The sequence below is a fragment of the Frankia canadensis genome (genome assembly GCF_900197875.1).
Taxonomy (GTDB): domain Bacteria; phylum Actinomycetota; class Actinomycetes; order Frankiales; family Frankiaceae; genus Frankia; species Frankia canadensis.
Window position 1 is genome coordinate 1 of record NZ_FZMO01000342.1, and the last position, 2,939, is coordinate 2,939.

Here is a 2,939-nt window from a genome sequence, read left to right on the forward strand (position 1 = left end):
TCGAGGTGCTGCGGGGAGCGGGGGCGCGGCGGGTCGCCGACCTGGGGTGCGGGGACGGGAAGCTGGTCGCGCAGCTGCTCGCCGACCCGGCGTTCACCGAGGTGATCGCGGCGGACGTGTCGCACCGGGCGCTGGAGCTCGCGGCCCGGCGGCTGCGCCTGGACCGGATGCCCGAGCGGACCCGCGCCCGGCTCCGGCTGGTCGCGACGTCGCTGACCTACCGGGACGCCCGCCTCGCCGGTCTGGACGCCGCCGTGCTCAGCGAGGTCGTCGAGCATGTCGACCCGCCCCGGCTGCCGGCGCTCGCCGAGGCGGTGCTCGGCCACGCCCGACCCCGACTCGTCGTCGTCACCACGCCGAACGTCGAGTACAACGTCCGCTATCCGGGACTCGCGCCCGGCTCGCCGCGCCATCGCGACCACCGCTTCGAGTGGACGCGCGCCGAGTTCGCCGCCTGGGTCGACGATCTGGTCGCCGCCTACCCGTACACCGCCCGGCTGGGCACCGTCGGCGAGGTGGACCCGCGGCTCGGGGCGCCCACCCAGCTTGCCGTTCTGGAACGAAGGGAGGGCGCGGCATCGTGAACGAGGCCGGGACGGTGCTGGCGATTCCGCAGATGTGCCTCGTGGTGCTGGTGGGGGCGTCGGGCTCGGGGAAGTCGACGTTCGCGCGGGAGCATTTCCGCCCGACGCAGGTGCTGTCGTCGGACGTCTGTCGTGGGCTCGTCGCCGACGACGAGAACGACCAGGCCGCCACCCCGGACGCCTTCGACGTGCTGCGCTACATCGCTGGCAAGCGGCTGGCCGCGGGTCGGGTCACGGTGATCGACGCGACGAACGTGCAGGCCAAGGCCCGGGCCGGGCTCGTGCAGCTCGCCCGCGAGCATGACGTGCTGCCCGTGGCGATCGTCCTCGACCTGCCCGAGAAGGTATGCCTGTCGCGCAACGCGGGCCGTCCGGACCGCGCCTTCGGCGCCGGCGTCGTCCGCCGGCAGTGCGCCGACCTGCGGCGATCGCTGCGCGGGCTGGCCCGGGAGGGTTTCCGCCGGGTGCATGTGCTGCGCTCGGAGGAGGAGGTCGCGGCGGCGACGATCGCCTACAGCCGGCTGTTCACCGACCTGCGGGACGAGACCGGCCCGTTCGACGTCATCGGCGATGTGCATGGCTGCCGGGGGGAGCTGGAGTCGCTGCTCGGCGAGCTCGGCTACGAGCTGCGCCGCGACGACGCCGGACGGCCGGTGGGCGCGCGTCACCCGGCCGGGCGGCGGGTGGTGTTCGTCGGCGACCTCGTCGACCGCGGCCCGGACACACCCGGGGTGCTGCGGCTCGCGATGGGGATGGTCGCCGAGGGCAGCGCGTACGCGGTCTGTGGCAACCACGAGAACAAGCTGGCTCGTGTGCTGCGGGGCAACAAGGTGCGCATCGGGCACGGGCTGGCCGAGTCGCTGCGCCAGCTCGACGAGGAGAGCGCCGAGTTCCGCGCCGAGGTGTCCGCGTTCTGCGACGGCCTGGTGTCGCATCTGGTGTTCGACGGCGGCGCGCTGGTCGTCGCCCACGCCGGGCTGAAGGAGGCGTACCACAACCGGGCCTCGGCGCGGGTGCGGGAGTTCGCCCTGTACGGCGACACGACCGGCGAGACGGACGAGTACGGACTGCCCGTCCGCTACCCGTGGGCCCGCGACTACCGCGGCCGCGCGGTCGTCCTCTACGGCCATACCCCCATACCCGAGCCGGAGTGGATCAACAACACGCTCTGCCTGGACACCGGCTGCGTCTTCGGCGGGCGTCTGACCGCCCTGCGCTATCCCGAACGCCACCTCGTCTCCGTCCCCGCCACCGCCGTCCACTTCGAGCCCACCCGCCCCCTGACCGCGGCGCCGGAACCGGAGTCGTCATCGACGGCAGCGTCGGAGGTGGCAGCGACGGAGGTGGCGGAGGACGGCGATCCGTCCTCGGCGAGTGCGCTGCTCGCGCCGTTTCCGCGGCAGAAGCCCGACGGGCTGGCCATCACGGTGCGGTCAACGCCAGCTGACCTGCTGGACCTCACCGACGTGCTGGGGCGGCGGGTGATCGAGACCAGGCACGGCGGGCGGGTCACGATCCATGAGGAGAACGCGCTGGCCGCGCTCGAGGTGATGAGCCGCTTCGCGCTCGACCCGCGGTGGCTCGTCTACCTGCCGCCGACGATGAGCCCGCCGCCGACGTCGCGTCAGCCGGGGCTGTTGGAGCATCCGGTCGAGGCGTTCGAGGCCTACCGCGCGGACGGTGTCACCGAGCTGGTCTGCGAGGAGAAGCACATGGGCTCGCGGGCCGTCGTCGTCCTGTGCCGGGACGCCGGCGTCGCCGCCGCCCGGTTCGGCGCCTCGCCGGGGACGACCGGCGCGGTGTTCACCCGCACCGGTCGGCCGTTCTTCGCCGCCGACCTCACCGAACGGCTGCTCGCCCGGCTGCGCGCCGCGGTGACGGCGGCCGGGCTCTGGGAGGAGCTTGCCGCCGGTTGGCTGGTGCTCGACGCCGAGATCATGCCGTGGAGTGCGAAGGCCAGCGAGCTCGTCGCCCGCCAGTACGCCGCCGCCGGGGCCGCCGCCCACACCGCCCTGCCCGCCGCTGTCTCGGCCCTGACCGCCGCCGCCGGCCGCGGCATCGACGTCGCCGACCTGCTCGGACGCACCCGCTCGCGCCTCGACAACGCGGAGGCGTTCACCCGCGCCTACCGCCGTTACTGCTGGCCCGTCGACGGCCTCGACGGCGTGCGGATCGCCCCCTTCACGCTCCTGGCCAGCGGCCCCGGCGCTGGTGTCGCGGTCGGGGCCATGCACGTCGATCGTGAACACTCCTGGCATCTGGCGATCGCCGACCGGCTCGTCGCCGCGGACGGGGATCTCGTCGCACCGACCCGTCACCTCCTGGTGGACGCCTCCGACCCGGAGTCCGTCGCCG

2 protein-coding genes are annotated in these 2,939 nt (G+C 74.1%); both read left to right on the forward strand.

Annotated features, from left to right (window positions below):
* Positions 1–584 (forward strand): methyltransferase (locus tag C1A33_RS23105; protein ID WP_115538005.1); only part of this gene is annotated, 584 nt, incomplete at its 5' end.
* Positions 585–616: 32 nt separating this feature from the next.
* Positions 617–2,939: AAA family ATPase (locus tag C1A33_RS23110; RefSeq protein ID WP_101833462.1), on the forward strand; the 2,323-nt coding region annotated here is incomplete at its 3' end.